Raw genomic sequence first — 22,163 nt, 5'->3', positions numbered from 1 at the left:
GTACAGTTATAGCAGGCCTGTTACTTCGTACCTGGTACCTGGTTTTGTTGTGAAGGTGGTGATGTACTGAATATTGCTGTTCACTGTTTGTTGTTTTGATGTTGTGCTGATCCCTTTAATAGTTATTTTATTGTTTGTGGCAAGTTTGCACGGCGCTCCATTACGGGAGAGGATGAATGCTTTTGTTAGTTTACCTTTTTCCCAGAATAGTTCTATTTCGAAACCTCCGCGTGCTACGAGGCCTTTTACATTACCCTTTTCCCAGGCGTTGGGTAATGCCGGCAGCAATTGTATTTCATTCAGGTGACTTTGCAGCAGCATTTCTGCGATACCTGCTGTTGCCCCGAAGTTGCCGTCGATCTGGAACGGGGGATGTGTATCGAATAAGTTATCGAGTGTAGAATAGCGGAGTAGTTCGCCGAGCATTTTATAGGCGTGGTTGCCATCGAGCAGCCGTGCCCAGAAGTTTATTTTCCAGGCTTTGCTCCAGCCGGTGCCGCCATCGCCGCGTATTTCGAGTGTTCTGCGGCAGGCGTTGGCAATGGCAGAATCGAGCAGGGGGGAGATCTCGCGGCCGGGGTGCAGGCCAAACAAGTGAGAAACATGGCGATGCTTAGGATCGGTGTCTTCCCAATCGGCGTACCATTCTACCAGGTTTCCTTTTCTACCTATCTGGAAAGGCCTGAGCTGGCTGCGTTTTTGTTTTACGAGTGCTGCGAAGTCCTGATCGATACCCAATACATTGCTTGCTTCCATGATGTTGGTGAACAGATCCCAGATAATTTCCATATCCATTGTTGAGGCCACGGTAACGGTGCCTTTGGTGCCGCCGGGTAAGATATATTCATTTTCCGGAGAGGTAGAAGGGGCTGTAACCAGCCATCCATCTTTTTCCACCAGCCAGTCGAGACAGAAGAGCGCTGCTGTTTTCATCAGCGGATAGGCTGTATCGCGGAGGTAACGTTTGTTGCCTGTAAAGCGGTAGTGTTCATAGAGGTGTTGGCTTAACCAGGGGCTACCGAGTGACCAGTTGGCCCATTTGGGATCTCCTGCGCCTTCACCCACGGGGTTTGTTTGCGCCCAGATGTCGGTATTATGATGCACTACCCAGCCTTTGGCGTGATAGTATTCGCTGGCTGTTGCGGTTCCATTTTTTGCAAGCCGCTGAATATGCCGGATCAAAGGTTCGGTCATTTCAGAGAGGTTACACACTTCTGCGGGCCAGTAATTCATTTGCAGGTTAATGTTGGTTGTGTAGTTGCTGCGCCAGGGCGGGCTGAGTTCTTTATTCCACATGCCCTGGAGGTTGGCAGGTTGTCCGCCTGGTCTTGAGCAGCTGATAAGGAGGTAGCGGCCATATTGAAAATAGAGGGCTTCGAGCGCCGGATCGGCGTCGCCCTTTTTGTAGGCGGCAAGACGTTTATCGGTAGGCAAGGCGCTATTAGCGGAGGCACCCAGATCGAGAGATACACGGTTGAAAAAAGAGCGATAGTCTTTCAGGTGTGCATTCCAGCGTTGCTGTGCTGTTTTTGTCAGTGCTTTCTGAATATATTCAGTGGTAATGGCGGCTTCGTTCTTGCCGTCTTTATCGGGGCATTTATCGTAGCCGTTAAAGCTTGTGGCGCCGGCTACGAGCAGTATTGCCTCGGTGGCGTTGTTTACCTGAAGAGAGCTGTCGGTAGTTGTTACCTGTCCGTCGGTAGCGGCTAGTTTAACCCTGAACTGGAAGCGCATGCCTGCGCACTGGCTGTCATCTGAATAGAGATTACCATCGGCGTCGCTGTTGATGCGGGCTTTACCGGCAAGTACGATCTGGTTGTCGGTGGTGATCATTTTATAGTATGGCAGCGGGTGCTGAACGACAGTTTCAAAGCTGAGTGCGCCCGGGCGGTTTGCTTTGATATGGATCTGCATTACGTTATCGGGGGCGGAGATAAATGCCTGCCGCGTGTAGGTAACGCCATTTACCTGGAAGCTGGTGAGTGTGCTGGCTGTAGAAAGGTTGAGCTGCCGCTGGTATTGTGCAGGTTCGCCTGTAAAAGACTGCCTGATGAGCAGATCGCCCATTGGCTGGTACATTTGGGTATTGGGGCCTTGCATTTGCCTGAGGAGACTGATGGCTTCTTTGATACTGTCTCTGAACAAGGCTGCGCGTACCTGTGACAGGTATTTTATGGCTTCTTTGTTGGGGTCGAGCGGGGCCGGGCCACCTGTCCACAAGGTATGTTCATTCAGCTGAAAGCAGGCGGTGGCGGCGCCTCCCCAGTCCATGGCTCCAAGCTGGCCATTACCGAGTGGTAATGCTTCGTTCCAGTTGGCAGCGGGCTGCCGGTACCATAACTGTAATGGAGAAGGGGATGCTGACTGGGCTTGCAACTGGCTGCCTGAACAGTAGAAAACGGCGGCCAGCAGGTTGAAAATGGCGAAACTGTATTTCATACACGTTGGAATAGCTACCAGTAAGGTAAGTTATTTCCGCTGAAATATGAGAGGCAGCGAATGGGATAGTGGTGGATGGCAACTGCCGGCTTTTTACCTGGATTGCTGATTTTTTATTTCGAGGGGAATGAGTTTTATGATACGTACTTTATTCAAGACCCGCATGATGAGATAGGTAGTATCAAATTCGAACCACTTCATTGCGAAGTTGGCGCTGTTTTTTTCGTAGTGGTGGTTGTTCTGAAATAATTCGCCCATGAGTAATACTCCCCAGGGGGTAGAATTTCTTGAATGGTCGCCATTGCTGTAATTGCTATAGCCGTATTTATGGCCGCACCAGTTTACGACAGCTCCTTGTATAGGGCCCATCAGGAAATGGATGGGCAGCAGGAGGAACCACCAATAGTTGGGTGCGAAAATGATATAGATGGTGGTATAGGCGGCCATAAAAACCAGTCGTACCAGCAGTGTATTACCCCAGCGGTCGAGCAGGTCCCATTTGGGCAGGTATTCTTTTGTGAATTGTGGTTCGGGTTGTTTTTCGCCTGTACGGATCTGCGTGAACACTTTTGCGGTATGCCACATCATTTGCCAGATGTCTTTGAAGAAATGCGGGGAATGCGGATCTTTTTCGGTGTCACTGTATTCGTGGTGCATGCGATGCAGGACGCCATAGGCGCGTGGCACCAGGAAAGAAGAGCCTTGTGTAAGCCAGGTAGAAAAATAGAAAAAGCGTTCCCAGTTCTTATGGGTGGTATATAGTTGATGGGAGGCGTAGCGGTGCAAAAAGAACGAGTGAAAGAATAATGAAAGGAACCAATGGCACAGAAAAAAAACAATAATTACGACCATAATCGCAGGGTAAGTATGATTTAAGAATAAAAATTCCAGACCATTATTGTTAATGGACAGGCCACAAAGTCACTTTCAGTAAAATAAAGCTTGATGGGCCGCCAAGATACGGACAATATGGTTACTAATTGCCCGTAAGGAAAGAATTAAGGTTTTGTTACACTGCCTATGAGTTCGTTAAATCCGGGTTTTCCTGCGTATCAGAATGGTCATTCTGGTTAAATTTGCTGGTATGAAACAATCCACTACCGGTGTATACGGCTTTTTGTCATTAGCTGTTTTATTGTTTGCCTGGGGATGTCGTTCTGCCAGGGGGGATCAGGGGGATGCTTTGCAGCCTACGCAATGGCAGCAGGCGCCTATTGTTATTGATGGAAATGACAGCGACTGGGTAAAACCTTTGCGTTATTATGCGCAAAAGGAAAAGCTCGCTTATAATATCACGAGTGATTCGAACAACGTATATGTGCAAATGACCACCAAGGATGAGGAGACGCAGGAGAAGATTATCAAAGGTGGTATGACAGTATGGTTTAACAGTCATGCGGAGATGAGTGAAGAAAGGGCGGCGGGTATTTCGTTTCCTACCGGCGCCGAGGGGTTGAGAAGGAATGGTGCGCCTATTTCGGGCCGTGCGGCAGGGGCAAACAGCAATACAAGCCTGCCGGGGCTGGAATCGTACCGGTTATTTGGTTTCAGCAGTACTACGGCTATCGATAATTATAATGCAGGGCAGGTAAGTGAAGAGGGGGTGGAGGTGAACCTTAATTTCAATGCAGCGGGAGACCTGGTATATGAAGCCAAGGTGCCATTGAAAGTTTTATATCCCAAGGTGACCAGTGGTGTTTATGCTAACAGGAATCTTGCTGTAGGGTTTTATATTGACGGTCTTTTACCACAACCGGGTCAACGCGGCAGCGGTGGTGGCGGAGGCGGTGGTATTTCGATCGGCGGTGGGTTTGGCATGGGCGGCTTTGGCGGCAGTGGAATGGGGGTTTCGATAGGCAGTGGTTCACTGGGCCGTATTGGCGGCGGTGGTGGCGGCCGGAAAGCCAAGCAAACCAGGGTATGGCAGACGGTTTACCTGGCAAAGGCTCCGCGGGGATAGGATCAGCCTGGGGGAAGGTAATTGTAATGAAGGGAGTACGATTGTTTGTTTGAAGGTTATTGTATCCGGGAGTGCAATTGTTCTATTTGGGAGTGCAGTTGTTTATTCGGGAGTGCAATTGTTTATTCGGGAGTGCAATTGTTTACAATGAGGGAACTGATTACCGCTCCGTGGCTATAGACACAAAAGTGGCCTCCTCCATGCATCATAATGGCTGACTTTGCATTTTTGCCGGGGAAGATCTTGTCTTTGTCGCCGTGGATCTGCAGCAGGTTGGCTGGTTTTTTCTTGTTATTCCAATGTAATACAGCTTTTATTGCCCATTTTATGAAATTGGGATCAGATGCTGCGATCATAGCATGTATGATCTGGCGGCTATTGTTATCCAGGGGGCTGAAGGCGTAGTTCAGCAGGCGGCCTGGTTTGCGGAGGGATTTGTAGGGCAGTAATTTTTCCAGTTTACACAAACCTGCAAACCGCATTGATAAAGGCAATTCTTTGCGGGTGGCGGCGCTTGAAATGAGCACCAGTTTATATGGCGGGATGATTTTAGCTATTTCTGTAGCTATCAATCCTCCGAAGGAAAGGCCTATCAATATAAAGCTTTCTGATCTATTAATTTGACCGGCAAGACGTTGTGCATAACTTGCTATGGATTCGTCCGCCAGAGGGGCGATCCAGTTCAGATGAATTGTTTCAAATGGCCGGGGCAGGTTTATATTTTGAAAAGCTTTTTTGTCGGCGCCTAACCCACTAATAAAGTATGCTCTCATTGCCGCTAAAGTAGCGGAATAAGGTAAACAGAAGTGATAATGGCCAAATAAATTCTTAGCGGAGGTGCAGTACGCCGTTTTCGAAGCGGTAGTTGCAGTTCAACGCCATTTGCAGATAACCCAGCAGTTGGTCAATAGGCTTTTTCTTATTGAGTGTAACGGTGAGCACTTCTTTGCTAATGGCATCGTTGTCGAAAACCACTTCTACGCCGTACCAGCGTGGCAGGAGGTTTTTGAGTTCGCTCAATGGCATGTTATCCAGTACATAGTTACCTTCGGTCCAACTTAATTCATTGGCGTTGAAAGGTTTGACTGCAACCTGATCGGTTTGTCTGTCGAGTATAACCTGCTGGCCCGGAGAGAGGCGGGTGCTTTGGTTATTATTGAGGAATGCTACTGCGCCATCTTTCAGGGATACTTTCAAGGAGGCGGAGTCGTAGGTATTCACGTTAAATGAAGTGCCTAATACCTGGACAGTGCCTTTGGGCAGTTGTACCTGGAAAGGTTTGGTAGCATCCTGTGCTACTTTGAGGAATGCTTCACCACTGATGGCGACTTCGCGGCTATTATCTGCGAAGGACGCCGGGAACTGAACCTGGGAGCTTGAGTTTACAAAAACTTCGGTGCCATCTTCCAGTACCAGGTGGTATTCCTGGCCTGCGGGAACTGATAAAATATTAGTTGCGCCTTCTGCGCTTTCGCCGAGGCTGGTATATTTCAGGATGTGATTAACGGTATCGTTCTGGAGCAGGATATTTTTTTCCTGGTATCGCGTGAATGATGCCAGGTTCACCTGGTTGCCGGAGGGCAGCTGGATGGTGAGGTTACCTTTATTAAGGGTAGCTCCTGCAACAATTGTAGGGCGATTTGTTTGGGCTGAAGGCTGGAAGAAGTATTGTTTAAGGGCGAAAGCACCTACAGCGACGATGGCAGCAGCAGCTGCGACCTGGCTGATCTTACGTAGTCTTGAGCGGTGACGTATTGCTTTCATCAATACTTCGGTATCGTCCTGGCGGATAAATTCCTGGACTTTGTCTTTTATTTCGTCGGAAGCGTATGCCGCCTGAAACTCTTTCCAAAGTTCCATGGCTTCAGGATCTTCAGTCAGCAACTCCTGCAGTTCTTTTTTTTCTGAAGGAGTGATACGGTCAAACAGTTCGTTTGCCATAAGTATGTAGAGACGCGATAATTTCTTGTCTTCCATAACGGTGTCTTTACGTGAGATGGGCTAATTTTTCCCGGAGTTTTTTCAAGGCTATATTAAGATAATTTCTAACGGCATGTTCGGTCATTCCATGGTCTTCGCAGATGTCTTTATATCTTTTTCCTTCTATGTGGTGCGCCAGAAATACTTTGTATTGTTGTGGCGGCAGTGATAAAACTGCCTGATTAAGTTCTCTACCGAGTTCGCCGGTAGCGGCGGGGTCTGTTGAATAACTCCGGCTCATGGTGAGGCCAAAGTCGGCCAGCAGTTTCTTTTCGCGCTGACGGTTTTCGAGAGCCCTTTTACACTTATTCCTGGTAGCGGTCATCAGGTAAGCGCCGAGGTTATCGATCTGCCTGGGTTTTTCCCAGATATGGATAAAACATTCCTGAACCACATCCTGTGCCTGCTGTTCACATTTCAGAATATGAAATGCCTGCAAACGCATGTATGGTTGGTAACGCTCCCTGATCTCCCGGAATGCCTCCTGATCATGTTTTGCGATACGCGCCAGCAATATTTCGTCGTTTGTCATCAATGCTATAGGGTCTAAACAATAAACAATAATATCCAATGTTTTTCAAATAACACGTAGTTAGCAGTTTTTTTAATGGATATTAAATCTGATAATTAGCGGGTAGAAAACCGGAATTCATCGGTACAAAAGTACGCAAGTTTCTACAATCAGGGGAGGGAGCTACAATTTTTTTTAAAATCCGTATGTAGATATTTCTCCGGCGCGTGTCATATGGTAGAAACAGCCGTTGCTACAACTTATTCCTGGCTTGTCAGAAGCAGGAAAATCACTAGGAAAACATATACATGAGATAGAAAACCAGAGTAAATCTTTCTTCGGATTATCAGGACAGCGAACCTATGAAAGATACTCGACTAACACCTTAGTGCCTCATTTGAGGGACAGTATATGCCTATGGCTATAGAAAAATACCCTGCCAACAGGTTTTTACAAGCCTGTTGGCTTTTTTATTTCAGGTGGATTGGCTAGTTTTATCATAAGAAATACTGTGAAATTTGCTCAACGCTGCTGTTAAAAAACCGTTCCTTTTATTGATTACGTGGCTGTTAAGTGGTTTACTTTTCGGTCAGCAAAAAATCCCCTCCCGGGTACGGGTTACACTTGACGCCAATAAAATCACTTTAAAAGAGGTTTTTAACCGGATAAAAAAGCAGACGGGCTACAATATTAATTACGGCAATAATTACATCAACGATAAGGAGCGGATAGCGATTCATGTACTGAACAAGCCATTGCAGGATGTAATGATGATGTTAGTGCGTGAAAGGGGGTTAGAATTTGTTATTCCACCTGATGACAATGCTATCATTATACGGAAGTCGCAGGGTATTGTAGTGGCGAAGGCTGCTGAAGCTCCTGTTGTGGAAACGCGTGTGATTGAGGGTGTGGTGACGGATACATTAAATGAGGGGCTGGCTGGAACTACGATACAGCTGAAGGGGACACATCGTTCGCTGGCGACAGATGAAGCCGGTGTATTTAGTATGCCGGGCGTACCGGTTCCGTCGACGTTTGTTATTAATCGTGTTGGTTATCAGCCTGTTGAAATGGAATGGAAGGGAGAGGGCAAATTACGCATCCAGTTGCGCGAGTTGGTGCAGCGGATGGAAGATGTAACTGTTGCGTCGACTGGTTATCAACAAATCAAAAGGTCAAAGTCGGCTGCTTCGTATGTTGTTGTGGATAACAACCTGCTCAACAGGAGTATCAGTACGAATATCCTGGACAGGTTAAGAGGCGTTGCGAGCGGTGTACTTTTCGACAATAACAGCGGCAGTGATGTAGGAATTACGATCAGGGGGCGGAGCACTATTTTCGGAAATACGACGCCGTTGATTGTATTGGATAATTATCCTTATGAGGGGGAATTAAGCGATATCAATCCCAATGATATAGAAAGTGTTACGATATTAAAGGATGCGGTGGCGGCGGCCATCTGGGGTACCCGGGCCGGTAATGGCGTTATTGTTATTCAAAGTAAAAAGGGCGTATTGGGCGCCAAGCCCAAGGTAAGCGCCAGTTCGAACTTTACGTATGGTGTTAAGCCTGATGTTTATTATGCTCCACAGCTTTCTTCTTCGGAATACATCGATGTTCAGCAGTTTCTTTATAAAAGCGGGGCATTTGACGGCTTTAGGGACTACCAGGCGGTGAATCCTGCTGTTCAGATCATGATGGACAGGTCGAGGGGGCTGATATCATCGGCGGACTCTGCGCAGCGGATCAATGCGCTGAAGCAATATGATGTGCGTGATGATCTGAACAAATATTTTTATCAATCGAGTTTCAACCAGCAATACCAGGTAAATGTAAGAGGCGGCACGCGCACACAGACCTATTATGTATCGGGCGGTTATGACCGGAATGTGCCATCGAATGTAAAGAACCTGTTTGAGCGATTTTCTTTAAAAGGGAATTATACGCTTTCGTTGCTGGATAAGAGGCTCCAGATCAGTACTGACCTGTTTTTTACGGCTTCGAACAGTTATGAGCAGGCGGACAAGTATAATCCTGCTTATCCGTTTGCCAGGCTGGCTGATGAAAAGGGAAATGCGTTACCAGTGATGGTAACGGGAACGGCTACCTTGCCCGGGCTGAAGCAAAGTTATACGGATACGGCTGGTGGCGGGCGTTTGCTTGACTGGCAGTACCGGCCTTTGGATGAGCTGAGAAATGAGTACCGGCGTACTAAAACAAGAATCAACGATCGCCGTATCAATGTCACGGCGACCTACCGGTTGTTACCGGGCTTATCGGTTTCGGGCAATTACCAGTATAACAAAGCGGTGTCGGATGTTGGGGTGTGGTCGGATGCCAATTCTTACAGTGTCCGGTACCAGGTGAATACGTTCACCCAGATCAACAGAAGTACGGGTGTTATCAGTTACCCGTTTCCGAAGGGGGCCATACTTTCCAATACCGAAAATGATCTGCATTCTCATTTTGGGCGTTTTCAGGCAAATTATGAGAAGGTATTATTTAAGAAGCATGCTGTTAATGCGATTGCCGGTTACGAGGTAAGAAGCCAGGACCGGGTAATCAGCAGGGAGCTTTACAATGGCTATGATCCTGCTACTGGCGCCAGTGTGCCGGTGGATTTCAATACTTTCTTTCCCTATTATTTTAATCCACTTCAGACGGCGAAGATCTTCAATACTTTAGCTCCAGGGTCATGGCGGGCGGATCGTAACAGGTCGGTTTATGGCAACTTCTCTTATGTTTATGACAGTAAATATTTAGTGACGGGCAGTTTAAGGCGTGATGAATCGAATTTATTCGGGGCCTCCGCCAACAAACGGGGTGTGCCTTTATGGAGTGCCGGAGCGGGGTGGATTGTAAGCAAGTCAGCTTTTTACAAGGCAGGCTGGCTACCTTATCTCAAGCTTTCGGCTTCATATGGTTATAACGGGAATATAGACAACTCTCTTTCAGCTTACCTGACGATAAATACCAATACAGTGCTTAACAGCATTTATGGTAATCCGACCTATTCGATTTTTAGTCCTCCGAATCCTTCTTTATCGTGGGAAAGGGTACGGAACATTAATTTCCTGATTGATTTTTCGAGCCGGAATAACCGGATATCGGGAACGATAGAGTTTTACCGGAAGAATGGACTTGATCTTATCGGCAGGATGCCTGTTGCGCAGCAGACGGGTGTTTCGGCTTTCAAAGGCAATTCGGCGAATATCAATGGCAGTGGCGTTGACATTCAGTTGAATACTATCAATACGAAAGGTATGATCCGATGGGAGACGAATGTGCTGTTCAATTATAACAGGGAAACGGTGAAGGAGTATAAATACCCGCAGACGGGTGCCAATAGTGTTATTGTAAGCGGCGATTACGATATAGATCCGTTACCGGGCTACCCTGTGCGTTCTGTGTTTTCGTACCGGTTTGCGGGGCTTGATACTGCCGGCAGACCTATTGGTTATGCGAATGGTAAGCAAAGCACGGTTTATACAAGTATTACGGGTTCTCTTGACAGAAGTGATCTAAGGTTTCATGGAACCATGGTGCCTCGTGTATTTGGAAGTATGAGGAATACGATCAGTTATCACAACCTGTCGCTTTCTTTTAATATCATTTATAAGCTGGATTATTATTTCAAGAGGCCTTCTGTGAATTACTATGCGTTGTATAGTTTTTACGGAGGTGAATATCATATGGCTGATTTTGGCAACCGATGGCAGAAGCGGGGTGATGAGCTGACAACTACGGTACCTGGCATGCCTGCTTATACAACGGGTGCAAGTCAATCGGAGACTGCTTTTTATTCCAATTCGGAAGTGCTGGTAGAAAAAGGAGATCATATAAGGTGGCAGGATATTCAGCTATCGTGGGCATTAGGAAGCAGGGCGAAAACGACGAAATGGGGGATGAAGAATATAAGTGTGAATGTTTATGTCAACAACCTGGGTGTTATATGGCGAGCGAATGATAAGGGATTGGATCCGGAAGCATTAACGGTTCCTATTCCTAAAACATATTCCTTAGGTTTTAAAGCCGAATTTTAAAAAAGGGATTATGCAATTGCAAAAATACCTGATACTATTGGTGGTGGTTCTGGCAGGCAGTGGCTGTTCGAAGTTCCTGGATAAAAAGCCCAGATCGGATATTGTGGAACCTGCTTCGCTCAGTGATGTCAGGGCCATGCTGGAAATAGAAACGCATGGGGTAACACCTGCTTTGCCTATATTGTCGGCTGACGAATATTATTATCGCAGTTATGCAAACCTGCTCCAGGTTACGGGGACAGAACGTAATAGTTATTTATGGGAGAAGGATGTTTTTGCTGGTGAGACAGTACGTCAAGACTGGCAATATCCGTATATAGGGATATTTTATGCCAACAATGCGATGGAAGCGATGGAGAAGATGGATAGTGCTTCTACACCTGCGGGGAAAGTGTTGAGAGGGTGGGCCTTGTTTTTAAGGGCTCACAATATGTATAATCTTGTAAAATGTTTTGCGAAGATATATGATAAGAACACTGCGTCGACAGATCCGGGCATTCCTATAAAGTTGAAGGCTGCGATCGATGATATTCAGCCCAGGGCTTCGGTGCAGGCTGTTTATGACCAGATACTAAAGGATCTGCTGGAAGCGCGCACTTTATTGCCAACGACCTTACCGGCTAACCGTAATCAGCCGTCGGTTATGGCTACGGATGCTTTACTGGCGAGGATTGGTTTGACCATGCAGGATTATACGATGGCGGAGCGGTATGCTGACAGCTGTTTGAGCCGTTATAACAAGCTTATAGATTATAATGGGGTTAGTACGAGTTCGGCGCAGCCATTTGTGATGAACAATGATGAGACCTTATTTGCCACAACTGCTGTTTTGGCTTATTCGGCAGACAAGGTGCTGACGAATACTTTTATATCGATAGATACGGTATTGTTAAAGATGTATAATACTAATGATATACGGGGATCGGTATATTATGGGAAAACGGGGCAGTATGCTATTTTAAAGAGGGGGTATTACGGGCCTTCGACTTTTTATCCTTTTACTGGTATTGCTACTGATGAGGTTTATTTAATCAAGGCGGAATGTGCTGCGCGCAGGGAGGCTGTAGATGTTTGCCTTAGTTACCTGAATCAACTGCTGGTAAAGCGATACAGGCAGAACACATTTACGCCGCTCACTGCTTCCGGGGGTAGCGCTGCTCTTTTGCTGACGCTGGCTGAAAGGAGGAAGGAGTTGGTATGGCGTGGGCTGCGGTGGGATGATCTTGCGCGTTTAAATAAGGAAGGGGCAGAGATCACGTTAAAGCGGGTTGTTGATGGCACAACTTATACGCTGGCTCCGAATAGTCCCCGTTATGTTTTTAATATTCCTGCGGATGAAATTGCGCTGAGCGGGATTGCTCAGAATGAGCGATAAAAAAGAGGCTGTATCGTACGACACAGCCTCTTTTGCCATAGTAGTATTTTGATTCGTTTGAAGAGAAGAGCTATTCGAAAATAAACTCTTCATAGGTACCTCTGTAGGGTTCCATTGCTACGGTTTGAATTGCTCTAAGTTTAGCGGAATAGCCGGATGCGAATTCAGCTACTTCAGCATCGGTATATGTAGCTGCGGTTACGATACCTGCTCCATATTCCGTAACGTAGTAACCGCATACACTGCCGCCATATTCTGTTGTGTTGCAGTTATATCCGTTGTAATCACTGGTGTTTATCTGTCTGTAACCGGGGCCAGCATTTTTTACATAAACATACCCGCCAGTGGCGCCGGCCATTTGGTTCTTTTTAGGAGATGCGATGAGGGTGCTGCCTGCTACTCCCAACACGATGGCTAAGAAGCCAATCAAAATTTTTGTCATAGTTTAAACTTTTAACGGTGGAGACGCCCGGTTGTTTTAGACAGGCTGGGCGGCTAATATACCTGTTTGTTTTTTTGTTGGCAAACTTTTATATAATATACAACAAGTGAAACTCATTACTGTAAATACTGCATTGAATATGATGTGCTGTTTCCAGCTCATTGCTTCTATCACGCCTCCGCATAAACATGGCAGTTTAGGGGCGAAGAGCACCATATAGGAAACATAAAGCGTGAACAACGCCATTAAGGCGGTTGACAGGTAAAAGCCCTTCAAAGTGGTTTTGGGGAAGACCAATAAGAGAGTGGCAATAATTTCTATGGCAGGAATGAAAATGGCTACGGGGAGCGCAAATGTTCTTCCTATTAAAGGAGATTTGGTAAGAAGGATCTGGAAGGAATGAAAGGTTTGGATCTTACTGGAGGCTGTGTAGACAAACAGTAAAATCAACAAAAAGCGGGTTACTTCAATAAATGCAGCTTTCATGCGATTTTTAAATTAGTACTGGCATTTTGTGCAGGGAACAACACAATCCAGAAACGCTCAAAGATAAATAAACCGCTTTTACTAAAAAGGGTTAGTCTGGCCTGTTCATTTACTCTTAAGGCTAGTTTAACAACATTCTAAGGTTCTTTAATCTCCTGCTAATATATCCATCCAGTTTATATATTTCTTTAAGTCCGCAAAGAACAAACCAAAATGCAAATTGGGCTTACATTGTATTCTTTTGAATATGATGAAGCTGTTTGCGCAAGCGCCCGAGTATGACCAGTATATAAAGATATCATCCTTACAGATGCACTCCCGATTATTTGGAGATTGGTCAACCGGTTGTTTAACAGGCTGATCAATTGTTACTATTAAGGAGGAGACTGTTCAATAGCCAGGTGTTGTGTCTTAAAGATAAAAAAAACAGTCAATAAATGCGCTTTTCCGCCATTTTTTTACTAGTTGCCTGGTAAATTGGGGAAACGGTTCCTCTGTAAAAGTTAATAGTAGCGTTAAAGTGATGGTGCGGCAGCCTGCTGGCATCATCTTCGTTATCTGGGTTTTATAATCCGTTCTCACCAGCATCAGCGGGTACGATTGAAAAAAATATCCTCCCTGTAGATACAGGAAGAATCCCCGTTTTATTAAAAATCGTACAGTGTGGTTACCCACCCGCGCGAATAGTTACGTTGTTGTGGAGACTGTTGAATTAGTCCGATGTTATGTGCTAAAGATATAAAAAACAGTCAAAAAATGCGCTTTTTAAATACGTTTTTACTGTTTTGTCGTATAAAATAGAGGAATCAGTTACCCAGTTTTTGTAAAAAACTAATTTAATTAAAATAATAACCCCAACGACGCGTGCCCCCCAGAATACTTAATAATAAAATCCAATATCTAAAGGCGGAATTTGAGGCGGGAAGAATTAAATCGTTCGACCAGGTCTTCGCCTTTTACGCTATGTCTACCCTTGCCCGTGATCTGGGGTTACATCTTGCTACTTTCAAGAAGAAAGTGAAATCACCGCGTTTGTTTAAAATCGATGAAATGATTGTGTTTGGCGAGCTGATAGAGGTTGATTATCATATTATTCTCAAGTTCATTACAGATATGATAGATCTGGCCAAACCAAAGAAGGCAGGCGTTGCAGGTATTCCTTATATCGCCGATGGTGTTGGCAAGTGATGGCGGATTATAAATATTGGGCTGGCAAGGAATCCAACAATTCTACTCCATATGCGCTTGCGGGTGTCTGATACCCGGGTTTATAATTGCTGGCGGTTATTTTTTCTGCTATCAGTAAAGCGGCATCGGTTGTAAATGCATAGGCTTCGGAACAGCGGAGACGGGCGTTTACTGTTTCTCCTTTTATATTTTCGACCCTGGCGTAGATGAGGCTGGCTCCTTTTTGCCGTGTTTGTGTGCCTGGGCCAGCGGGCAATTGTTTTATTATTCCGAGGATCAGTTTGTGGGCAAGGTTGCTGCGGAGCAGCCAGTTGAAGGCTTTTTGTGCTTTCAGGAAATACCAGGCAATCTTGCTGATGCCGGTATAGGTTTCGATGTTTGGGATACCTGTTGAATAGTAGGCGGTACTTAGATCGCCCCAGGGGATGCTCATGGTGAAAAAGGGTTTACTGAAGCCCGGGAAGGTAAAGTTGAACCTTCTTTTACCAACGGGTTCGTGCTGTAGCAGGCCATTAAAGCGGCGGGCTCCCGGTTTTCCGAGCTGGTGCAAGGTGCTTATTGCGGTGCCGCGTGATAAGCTGCTGCCTGTGATGGTAAATGCTATTTGCAGGTAAGTGGCGTCGGGGAGTTTTTTCTTCAGGGACATGGCGAGGCAGTCGGTAGGCACCACATCGAATCCGGCGCCTGGTAAAAGCATGATGTCTTTTTGCAATGCATTATCGTGGAAAGACCGGATTAGTTCAAACACGCTGATGTCGCCGTTGAGATCGATATAATGGGTGCCTGTTTCGATGCAGGCTTTTACCATGGGTAATGCTGTAATATGATATGGTCCGGCAGCATGTATTACAAGAGTTGTTTCGGCAAGTGCTGCGTGGAGGGCTTTTGTATCGTTTAAGCCGAAGATACGGTATGGCATATTTAGTTCGTCGGCCAACCGGGTGACAGCGGTTTTGTTTCTGCCTGCCAGGAGTGGTTTCAGGCCTAAGTTTGCGGCCTGCCGTGCAATGAGTTCGCCTGTATAGCCATTGGCTCCATAGAGTAAAAAGCTGTATTGCTGCATAAGCGAAGATAGGGAGTTGGTGTTGATGATGGATGGAGGTTATATGGTGTAAAGACAAAAGCTCCTGTGGACACAGGAGCTAATCATCGACCAGGCATAAATAGCAAGGACGTTCAGCATCGTCCTGCCTTTATGCTCAACAAGTGAAACCCTTAGCCTGCCAGCGTTCGTTACATACCTGACCTTACGGCTTAGGTAGTTTTCAATAGGAATAAATTGGCAGTAAGAATGCTTTATATATAACGTACATGCTTAACGCGCTGAACTATAAAGCGTTTAGCTTGTATGTTTTAAAAAATCTACTAAATGGTTGGGATATTGAAATCAGGATAGGATGATACGAATATAAAGTTTTTGAAGGAACATTCAAAATACGTATGAATTTTTCTAATTTTAAGCAGGACGCTAACAGCTAAAAAAAATGCTATGACTATTTTGTTTGCCGTTATGGGAATTACTGCCTTATTATTTTTCATTGCCCATGTTGTACTTCTGTTCACCTCCTTTGGTGATAAGGGATTTCATAAGACGAAGTATTTCTGGTCGCACGCTACGCTCTGGATATTTGGGGTGTTGCTTTTTTTGATGGCGACATTGTTTGCCGGTAAGCAGATCTCCGTTGTTGCGGATGTTTTTGACACTCCATTAAAGCGGTTGCTGATACTTGCGGCTGTAGCGGTATTATCGCTGCTGGCTCATACTATTGTAAGGCTGGTTGTGTTGCCTAAGTTTTCGGAGCGGAAAGCGTAGGTGTTTCATTTTGCAGGATGTATCGTTTAAGAGCCATGCATTGCTTTATGGCAACGCCTATCATTTCTAGAGTGATGCCCTTCGGTTCAGATAAAAGGGCAGGGCTATGTGTTCCTGGCTTCTTGACAATACTATCTGAGCCGCCTTTTCTCCCATTTGCTGAAAGTCGGTAGAGATGGTGGTAATACCATTTAAGATGATCTTCTTCAGCGGGGTTTCGTTGTAGGATATTACACCTACTTCGTGGCCTACTTTCAATTGTGTTGCCAGTATGCGTTCGATGAGGATAACGAGGTCGTTTTCCATAAGGTTAATATAGACCTCGCCTGGAGCTATAGGTTCGGTAATGATGTCGTGTACTACCTTATGGTTGAAGGCGTATTGGCCGCAGAAACGGAAGAAGCCTTCGAGGATCTCCTTTGGGAAATAAGTGTATTCGGGGAATACTATTTTGAGAGTATGGTATTTGCTTAGGAGGTCGTTTGCTTCTTCGAGCGCGCGGTAAATGTCTTTACCGAAATCTTCATAAACAGCGGCATAATCGCCTTCTACACCTGGTACGAGTTTATCGAGCAGGATGAGTTTTTCCTTTGGGATGGTATTGATGATTGCGTGTGCATTTTCGCCTCCTTCGAGGAAGTGTGGGATGATGACGTAATGCGTGTAATCGTTTTTGCTGTTACTCAGGAACTTCCTGAAGAGGGAGAAGTCGTTATGGTATACATAGAAGTCGATAGCAGCGAGATCGCCCAGGGTGCTGGTAAATGCGTCGTAGACTATTTTCTTATGTGCGCTTAGTTTATTAAAGAGCAAAAAGACCTTCAGGGGCTGATGGAGGTCTGTTGTTTTGATGAAGTATCCTTTTCCGGGGACGGAGCCGAGGATGCCTAGTTTTTTGAGGTATTTGTATGCTTTTTCGGCTGTGTCGCGGGAGATTTCGAATTCGAAGCTTAATTCGTTGATAGAGGGCAGGAGGTCGTTTTCTTTGAGCACGCCTTCGCCTGTGGCTTTCATGATGCCGTGAACGAGCTGCAGGTACTTGGGAGTAGCAGCGTAATAATCAATTGACAGGTGCTGAAATATAGCAGGCTTCTTCATCGTTCCTCCAAACCTATGCAATTATGTTAAATATTGCAAAGATAGGGTGTAGAGCATGACAGTACATGACGGCCCGGTTTACCGAATTTTTATCTTTAGTGAAGATCATATTGCCATAACGAAAAACTTAGAACGAACTATGGGCGTGCTATTAGGGGTTATTTTTCATTTCATTGGAGGCTTTGCCTCGGGTAGTTTTTATATTCCTTACAATAAAGTTAAAAAATGGGCCTGGGAGAGTTACTGGATCGTGGGTGGGCTTTTTTCCTGGCTTATTGTACCTCCACTGGCGGCCTGGTTAACGGTTCCGGGTTTTGCTGAGATCATTGCGGACACCAGTACTTCAACGCTTACGTGGACATTTTTTATGGGAGTGCTTTGGGGGATAGGCGGCTTAACTTATGGGTTAGGTGTGCGTTACCTGGGGATAGCTCTTGGCAGCTGTGTTATCCTGGGATTGTGTTCTGTTTTCGGATCGCTTATTCCTTCTGTTTATTATGATATTTATCCTGAGGCGGGGAAGGACAGCATGAGCATTATTGCCAGTAATCACTGGGGCAGGCTGATACTGGCGGGTATTGTTGTTTGTATCATTGGCATTGTTATATGCGGTAAGGCGGGGATGCTGAAGGACAAGGATCTTTCGAGTAAAGGGTTGCCTGCGGGGAGCCATGATTTTCGTATCGGGAAGGGGTTGTTTGTTGCTATTGTATCGGGGATACTCAGTGCCTGTTTCAATTTTGGCATCGAGGCCGGGAAGCCAATGGCAGAGCTGGCTGTAGCGCGTGGCAGCAACCCGTTGTTCCAGAACAATGTTATTTATGTAGTGCTGTTATGGGGTGGGCTGACCACTAATTTCATATGGTGTATGATCCTGAATTTCCGGAACCGGACGTTTGGTAATTATACCAACAAGAAGACGCCGTTATTACTCAATTATGTTTTATGCGCATTGGCGGGGACGACGTGGTTCCTGCAATTCTTTTTTTATGGTATGGGGGAAAGTAAGCTGGGTAACGGAGCGAGTTCATGGATACTGCATATGGCTTTTATTATTTTGATCGCGAATGTGTGGGGTCTGGTATTAAAGGAGTGGAAGGGTGTAAGCCGGAAAACGTATGCTACTGTTATAGCTGGTATTGTGGTGATCATGGCTTCTATTCTGCTGGTGGGGTATGGTAATTCGGAGAAGAGCAAGCAGGCTGGCGCCGAGCCTGTTCAACAAAGTGTACACTAATCTTTATCAATAACTTTTGAATTAAAAACAGAGGTATGTCTACTACGACGAAGCAATTTAAACATGTGAGTTATTTGTGGGACGAAAGCAAGGCTGCTGCCATGGAAGGGGATGAGGTAGCATTGCTGATCTATCGTTCGAACCTGCTTGGTGCAGACCTGCGGCTGACCAACTATGGTGGTGGGAATACGTCGTGCAAAGCCATGGCGAAGGATCCTTTAACCGGAAATGAAGTGGAGGTGATGTGGGTAAAGGGTTCCGGTGGTGATATCGGTACTTTAACCAAAAGCGGGCTTGCGGCTTTATATGTTGACAGGCTGCGCAGTTTGAAGAATATTTATCGTGGTGTTGAATTTGAAGATGAAATGGTGGAGCTGTTCAACCATTGCATTTATGATCTGGCATCGAAGGCGCCTTCTATAGATACGCCATTGCATGGTTTTCTGCCTTTCAAACATATAGATCACCTGCATCCTGATGCGGCTATTGCTATTGCTGCTGCGAAGGATGGCAAGAAGATCACCCAGGAGCTGTTTGGTGGTACTATTGGCTGGGTAGAGTGGAAGAAGCCGGGTTTTGAGCTGGGCCTGCAGCTGAAACAATGTCTTGATGAGAACCCAGGCATCCGTGGTATCATGCTTGGTTCGCATGGTTTGTTCACCTGGGGTGATACGGCCTATGAGAGCTATGTTAATACGCTGGAGGTGATTGAGCGTTGTGCTGAATATCTTGAAGAACATATCGGTAAATCGAAGCCTGTGTTTGGCGGTGAGAAGCTGCAGTCGTTACCTAAGGAGGAAAGGCTGAGCCAGGCTGCTTTGCTGGCTCCTGTATTACGCGGTTTCTGTTCCAGCAAGCAAAGCATGATCGGGCATTTTACCGATGATGACCGTGTGCTTCAGTTTATCAATTCGAATGACCTGGACAGGCTGGCTCCATTGGGTACCAGTTGTCCTGACCACTTCCTGCGTACCAAGATAAGTCCATTGGTGTTGAACCTGGCGCCGCAGGAAGACTTATCGGATGTTACTGCTATTAAAGAGAAGATCGCTCCTTTGTTCGAGGCTTACCGCAAGATGTACGAGGAGTATTACAATACGTGCAAGCATGCGAACAGTCCTGCTATCCGTGATGCGAATCCGGTGGTGATATTGTACCCGGGTGTAGGGATGTTCACTTTTTCAAAGGACAAGCAAACTGCGCGTGTTGCTGCGGAGTTCTATATCAATGCCATTAATGTGATGAGGGGCGCTGAGGCTATCTCTGAATACACTTCATTGCCGAGGCAGGAGGCGTTTGACATTGAGTACTGGCTACTTGAGGAGGCGAAGCTTCAGCGTATGCCGAAGCCTAAAGCTTTAAGCGGCAAAATTGCATTGGTAACGGGCAGTGCCGGTGGTATAGGTAAGGCTATTGCGAAGAAGTTTGCCGAGGAAGGCGCTGTTGTGGTGATCAATGATATCAATGAAGAGCGTTTAGCCGGCGCTACAGAAGCGTTTAAGAAGAAGTTCGGTAAAGATGCCGCTGCTGCTGCGATCCTTGATGTGACGGATGCCGGTTCTATCCGTAAGGCTTTTAAGGAAGCGGCCCTGGCATTTGGTGGTGTTGATATTATCGTGAACAATGCGGGTATCAGTATATCAAAACCTTTGGCAGACCATACTGAAGGTGATTGGGATAAGTTATATGACATATTGGTGAAGGGCCAGTACCTGGTGTCGCAGGCTGGTGTAGAAGTATTACGTAAGCAGGCGCTGGGTGGCGATATCATTAATATCGTTTCCAAAAACTCTGTTGTTGCGGGGCCTAACAATGCTGGTTATGGTTCTGCGAAGGCGGCGCAGGCGCATCTTACGCGACTGCTGGCGGCCGAGCTTGGCGGTGATCATATCCGTGTGAATACGGTGAATCCCGATGCTGTTATTGCCGATTCGAATATATGGGCAGGTGGCTGGGCCGAAGGCCGTGCGAAGGCGTATGGTATTACAGTTGAAGAACTGCCTGCTTATTATGCAAAAAGAACATTGCTGAATGAGGCTATCTTACCTGATGATATCGCCAATGCGTGTTTTGCATTTGTTGGCGGGTTGCTTAACAAGTCGACCGGTAACATTCTGAATGTTGACGGTGGGGTTGCGATGGCGTTTACGCGATAGATGACGGATGACTGAAAGATGATTGATGGGAGGCGGACGGCCGGGAGGTGAATGTATAAGAGGAGAGGGATGGTTGCTGGCAGGATTGTGGGGCGGGGTTGCCCAGTGTTCATTTTTAAAATGTATTGCTTATGCTTTTGGAAAAAAACAAAATAGACACGTTGAACGATAGCCTGTATAGCGGGCATAGGAAGCGGTTTGATTTTATTGCTGCTGAGGTGAACAACATAGATGCGGTGATCAAGAAGCTTTCTGATTTCCAGGTTGCTATTCCCAGCTGGGCATTAGGAACCGGGGGGACGCGTTTCGGTCGTTTTCCGGGAAGAGGCGGTGAACCCCGCAGCCTGGAAGAGAAGATTGAAGATGTTGGGTTGCTGCATGCTTTAAACCGCAGCAGCGGCGCTATTTCGCTGCATATTCCCTGGGATATTCCGGGGAATGCAAAGGCTATCAAGGAGCTGGCTGCGCAGCATGGTCTTAGGTTTGATGCCATGAATTCGAATACATTCCAGGATCAGAAAGACCAGCAACATAGTTATAAGTTTGGCTCTATGCAGCATGTAGACAAGGCTGTTCGCAAGCAGGCTGTTGAACATAACATAGAGGTGATCAAGTATGGCAAAGAGCTGGGATCTGAATCGCTGACTGTATGGCTGGCTGATGGTTCCTGTTTTCCGGGGCAGCTGAATTTCCGCGGTGCTTTCCAGCATACACTTGAAAGTTTGCAGGAGGTTTATGATGCGCTTCCGGACAACTGGAAACTGTTTGTGGAATACAAAGCTTTTGAGCCTAATTTCTATTCTACCACTGTTGGCGACTGGGGGCAGTCGTTGTTGTATGCCAATAAGTTAGGGCCTAAGGCTTATACATTGGTAGACCTGGGTCACCATCTTCCCAATGCGAATATCGAGCAGATCGTTTCGCTGTTGCTGATGGAAGGAAAGCTGGCTGGTTTTCATTTCAATGATTCGAAGTATGGTGATGATGATCTTACTGTAGGCAGCATTAATCCTTACCAGTTATTTCTTATATTTAAAGAGCTGGTGGAGGGTATGGATGCGCGTAATATGAATCATGCTTCGGACCTGGGATGGATGATCGATGCTTCTCATAATGTGAAGGATCCGCTGGAAGATCTGTTGCAAAGTGTAGAGGCTATCATGATCGCTTATGCGCAGGCATTACTTGTTGATGAGAGCGGGCTGAAGGCAGCGCAGGCATCGAATGACGTAGTGAAGGCGCAGGAGATATTGCAGCAGGCTTACCGTACGGATGTGCGGCCGCTGGTTGCTGAAGCGCGTTTACGTGCGGGTGGCGCTTTAGATCCTCTTCAGCTTTACCGTTCTCTCGATGTAAGAGGTGCGCTGGTAAAGGAAAGAGGGGAAAATACAGTTGCTACAGGATTATAAAGAATATACCGGCAGCGGGTAATACG

Annotated in this window: 17 protein-coding genes; 8 read left to right on the top strand and 9 right to left on the bottom strand. The window is 46.2% G+C overall.

Annotated features, from left to right (window positions below; genetic code table 11):
- Positions 1-6: 6 nt before the first annotated feature.
- Together ESB13_RS13260 and ESB13_RS13255 are read right to left on the bottom strand one after the other, a co-directional pair.
- Positions 7-2,439, bottom strand: coding sequence for a glycoside hydrolase family 95 protein (locus ESB13_RS13260; protein WP_129004040.1), 2,433 nt, complete (start codon positions 2,437-2,439; stop codon positions 7-9).
- A 93-nt stretch (positions 2,440-2,532) separates the two neighbouring features.
- Complete coding sequence (locus ESB13_RS13255) at positions 2,533-3,291, bottom strand: fatty acid desaturase (protein ID WP_129004038.1); 759 nt, start codon at positions 3,289-3,291, stop codon at positions 2,533-2,535.
- 232 nt (positions 3,292-3,523) lie between these two features.
- Here ESB13_RS13255 and ESB13_RS13250 point away from each other — a divergent pair, with 232 nt between their 5' ends.
- Entirely contained in the window at positions 3,524-4,399 is an 876-nt protein-coding gene (locus tag ESB13_RS13250) for a hypothetical protein (protein ID WP_129004036.1), read from the top strand.
- Positions 4,400-4,521: 122 nt separating this feature from the next.
- Here ESB13_RS13250 and ESB13_RS13245 read toward each other — a convergent pair whose 3' ends face one another.
- From ESB13_RS13245 to ESB13_RS13235, 3 genes are read right to left on the bottom strand one after another with little or no spacing between them, the layout of a single operon-like run.
- Positions 4,522-5,172, bottom strand: coding sequence for an alpha/beta fold hydrolase (locus ESB13_RS13245; RefSeq protein WP_129004034.1), 651 nt, complete (start codon positions 5,170-5,172; stop codon positions 4,522-4,524).
- A 55-nt stretch (positions 5,173-5,227) separates the two neighbouring features.
- Positions 5,228-6,376 (bottom strand): FecR family protein, encoded by a 1,149-nt coding sequence (locus ESB13_RS13240; RefSeq protein WP_129004032.1) that lies wholly within the window; start codon positions 6,374-6,376, stop codon positions 5,228-5,230.
- 10 nt (positions 6,377-6,386) lie between these two features.
- A complete protein-coding gene (locus ESB13_RS13235; protein ID WP_164974198.1) occupies positions 6,387-6,911 on the bottom strand; it encodes an RNA polymerase sigma factor in 525 nt (174 codons plus the stop codon).
- Between the two features lie 533 nt (positions 6,912-7,444).
- Between ESB13_RS13235 and ESB13_RS13230 the strand changes: the two genes are divergently transcribed.
- Together ESB13_RS13230 and ESB13_RS13225 are read left to right on the top strand one after the other, a co-directional pair.
- Positions 7,445-10,933: a SusC/RagA family TonB-linked outer membrane protein gene (locus tag ESB13_RS13230; protein ID WP_129004028.1), complete on the top strand. Its 3,489-nt coding sequence runs from the start codon at positions 7,445-7,447 to the stop codon at positions 10,931-10,933.
- A gap of 10 nt (positions 10,934-10,943) precedes the next feature.
- Positions 10,944-12,308, top strand: a complete 1,365-nt coding sequence (locus tag ESB13_RS13225; RefSeq protein ID WP_129004026.1) for a RagB/SusD family nutrient uptake outer membrane protein — start codon at positions 10,944-10,946, stop codon at positions 12,306-12,308.
- A 70-nt stretch (positions 12,309-12,378) separates the two neighbouring features.
- On the opposite strand, the gene ESB13_RS13220 is transcribed toward ESB13_RS13225, so the two are convergent.
- Positions 12,379-12,750, bottom strand: coding sequence for a hypothetical protein (locus tag ESB13_RS13220; protein ID WP_129004024.1), 372 nt, complete (start codon positions 12,748-12,750; stop codon positions 12,379-12,381).
- Positions 12,751-12,786: 36 nt separating this feature from the next.
- Positions 12,787-13,236, bottom strand: a complete 450-nt coding sequence (locus ESB13_RS13215; protein ID WP_129004021.1) for a MauE/DoxX family redox-associated membrane protein — start codon at positions 13,234-13,236, stop codon at positions 12,787-12,789.
- 864 nt (positions 13,237-14,100) lie between these two features.
- On the opposite strand from ESB13_RS13215, the gene ESB13_RS13210 reads away from it, so the two are divergent.
- Positions 14,101-14,424 carry a hypothetical protein gene (locus ESB13_RS13210; protein ID WP_129004020.1) on the top strand — a complete coding sequence of 108 codons (324 nt, stop codon included), beginning with the start codon at positions 14,101-14,103 and terminating at the stop codon, positions 14,422-14,424.
- Positions 14,425-14,431: 7 nt separating this feature from the next.
- Here the strand turns inward: ESB13_RS13210 and ESB13_RS13205 are convergent, their stop codons facing one another.
- Positions 14,432-15,487, bottom strand: a complete 1,056-nt coding sequence (locus ESB13_RS13205) for a saccharopine dehydrogenase family protein (RefSeq protein WP_129004018.1) — start codon at positions 15,485-15,487, stop codon at positions 14,432-14,434.
- Between the two features lie 426 nt (positions 15,488-15,913).
- On the opposite strand from ESB13_RS13205, the gene ESB13_RS13200 reads away from it, so the two are divergent.
- Positions 15,914-16,237 carry a hypothetical protein gene (locus ESB13_RS13200; RefSeq protein ID WP_129004016.1) on the top strand — a complete coding sequence of 108 codons (324 nt, stop codon included), beginning with the start codon at positions 15,914-15,916 and terminating at the stop codon, positions 16,235-16,237.
- Positions 16,238-16,303: 66 nt separating this feature from the next.
- Here ESB13_RS13200 and ESB13_RS13195 read toward each other — a convergent pair whose 3' ends face one another.
- Positions 16,304-17,335 (bottom strand): GntR family transcriptional regulator, encoded by a 1,032-nt coding sequence (locus ESB13_RS13195; protein WP_129004014.1) that lies wholly within the window; start codon positions 17,333-17,335, stop codon positions 16,304-16,306.
- Positions 17,336-17,474: 139 nt separating this feature from the next.
- On the opposite strand from ESB13_RS13195, the gene rhaT reads away from it, so the two are divergent.
- From rhaT to ESB13_RS13180, 3 genes are all read left to right on the top strand, one after another.
- The gene (gene rhaT, locus ESB13_RS13190) at positions 17,475-18,572 is read left to right on the top strand and encodes an L-rhamnose/proton symporter RhaT (RefSeq protein WP_129004012.1); all 1,098 of its coding nucleotides are present in this window, start codon (positions 17,475-17,477) and stop codon (positions 18,570-18,572) included.
- 35 nt (positions 18,573-18,607) lie between these two features.
- The gene (locus ESB13_RS13185; RefSeq protein ID WP_129004010.1) at positions 18,608-20,728 is read left to right on the top strand and encodes a bifunctional aldolase/short-chain dehydrogenase; all 2,121 of its coding nucleotides are present in this window, start codon (positions 18,608-18,610) and stop codon (positions 20,726-20,728) included.
- Between the two features lie 131 nt (positions 20,729-20,859).
- On the top strand, positions 20,860-22,137 hold the full coding sequence (locus ESB13_RS13180; protein WP_129004009.1) for a TIM barrel protein: 1,278 nt from the start codon (positions 20,860-20,862) through the stop codon (positions 22,135-22,137).
- The last annotated feature ends 26 nt before the right edge of the window (positions 22,138-22,163 follow it).

Source organism: Filimonas effusa (genome assembly GCF_004118675.1).
Lineage (GTDB): Bacteria > Bacteroidota > Bacteroidia > Chitinophagales > Chitinophagaceae > Filimonas > Filimonas effusa.
Note: the sequence above shows the minus strand (reverse complement) of the source record. Positions and strands in the feature narration are given on the sequence as shown.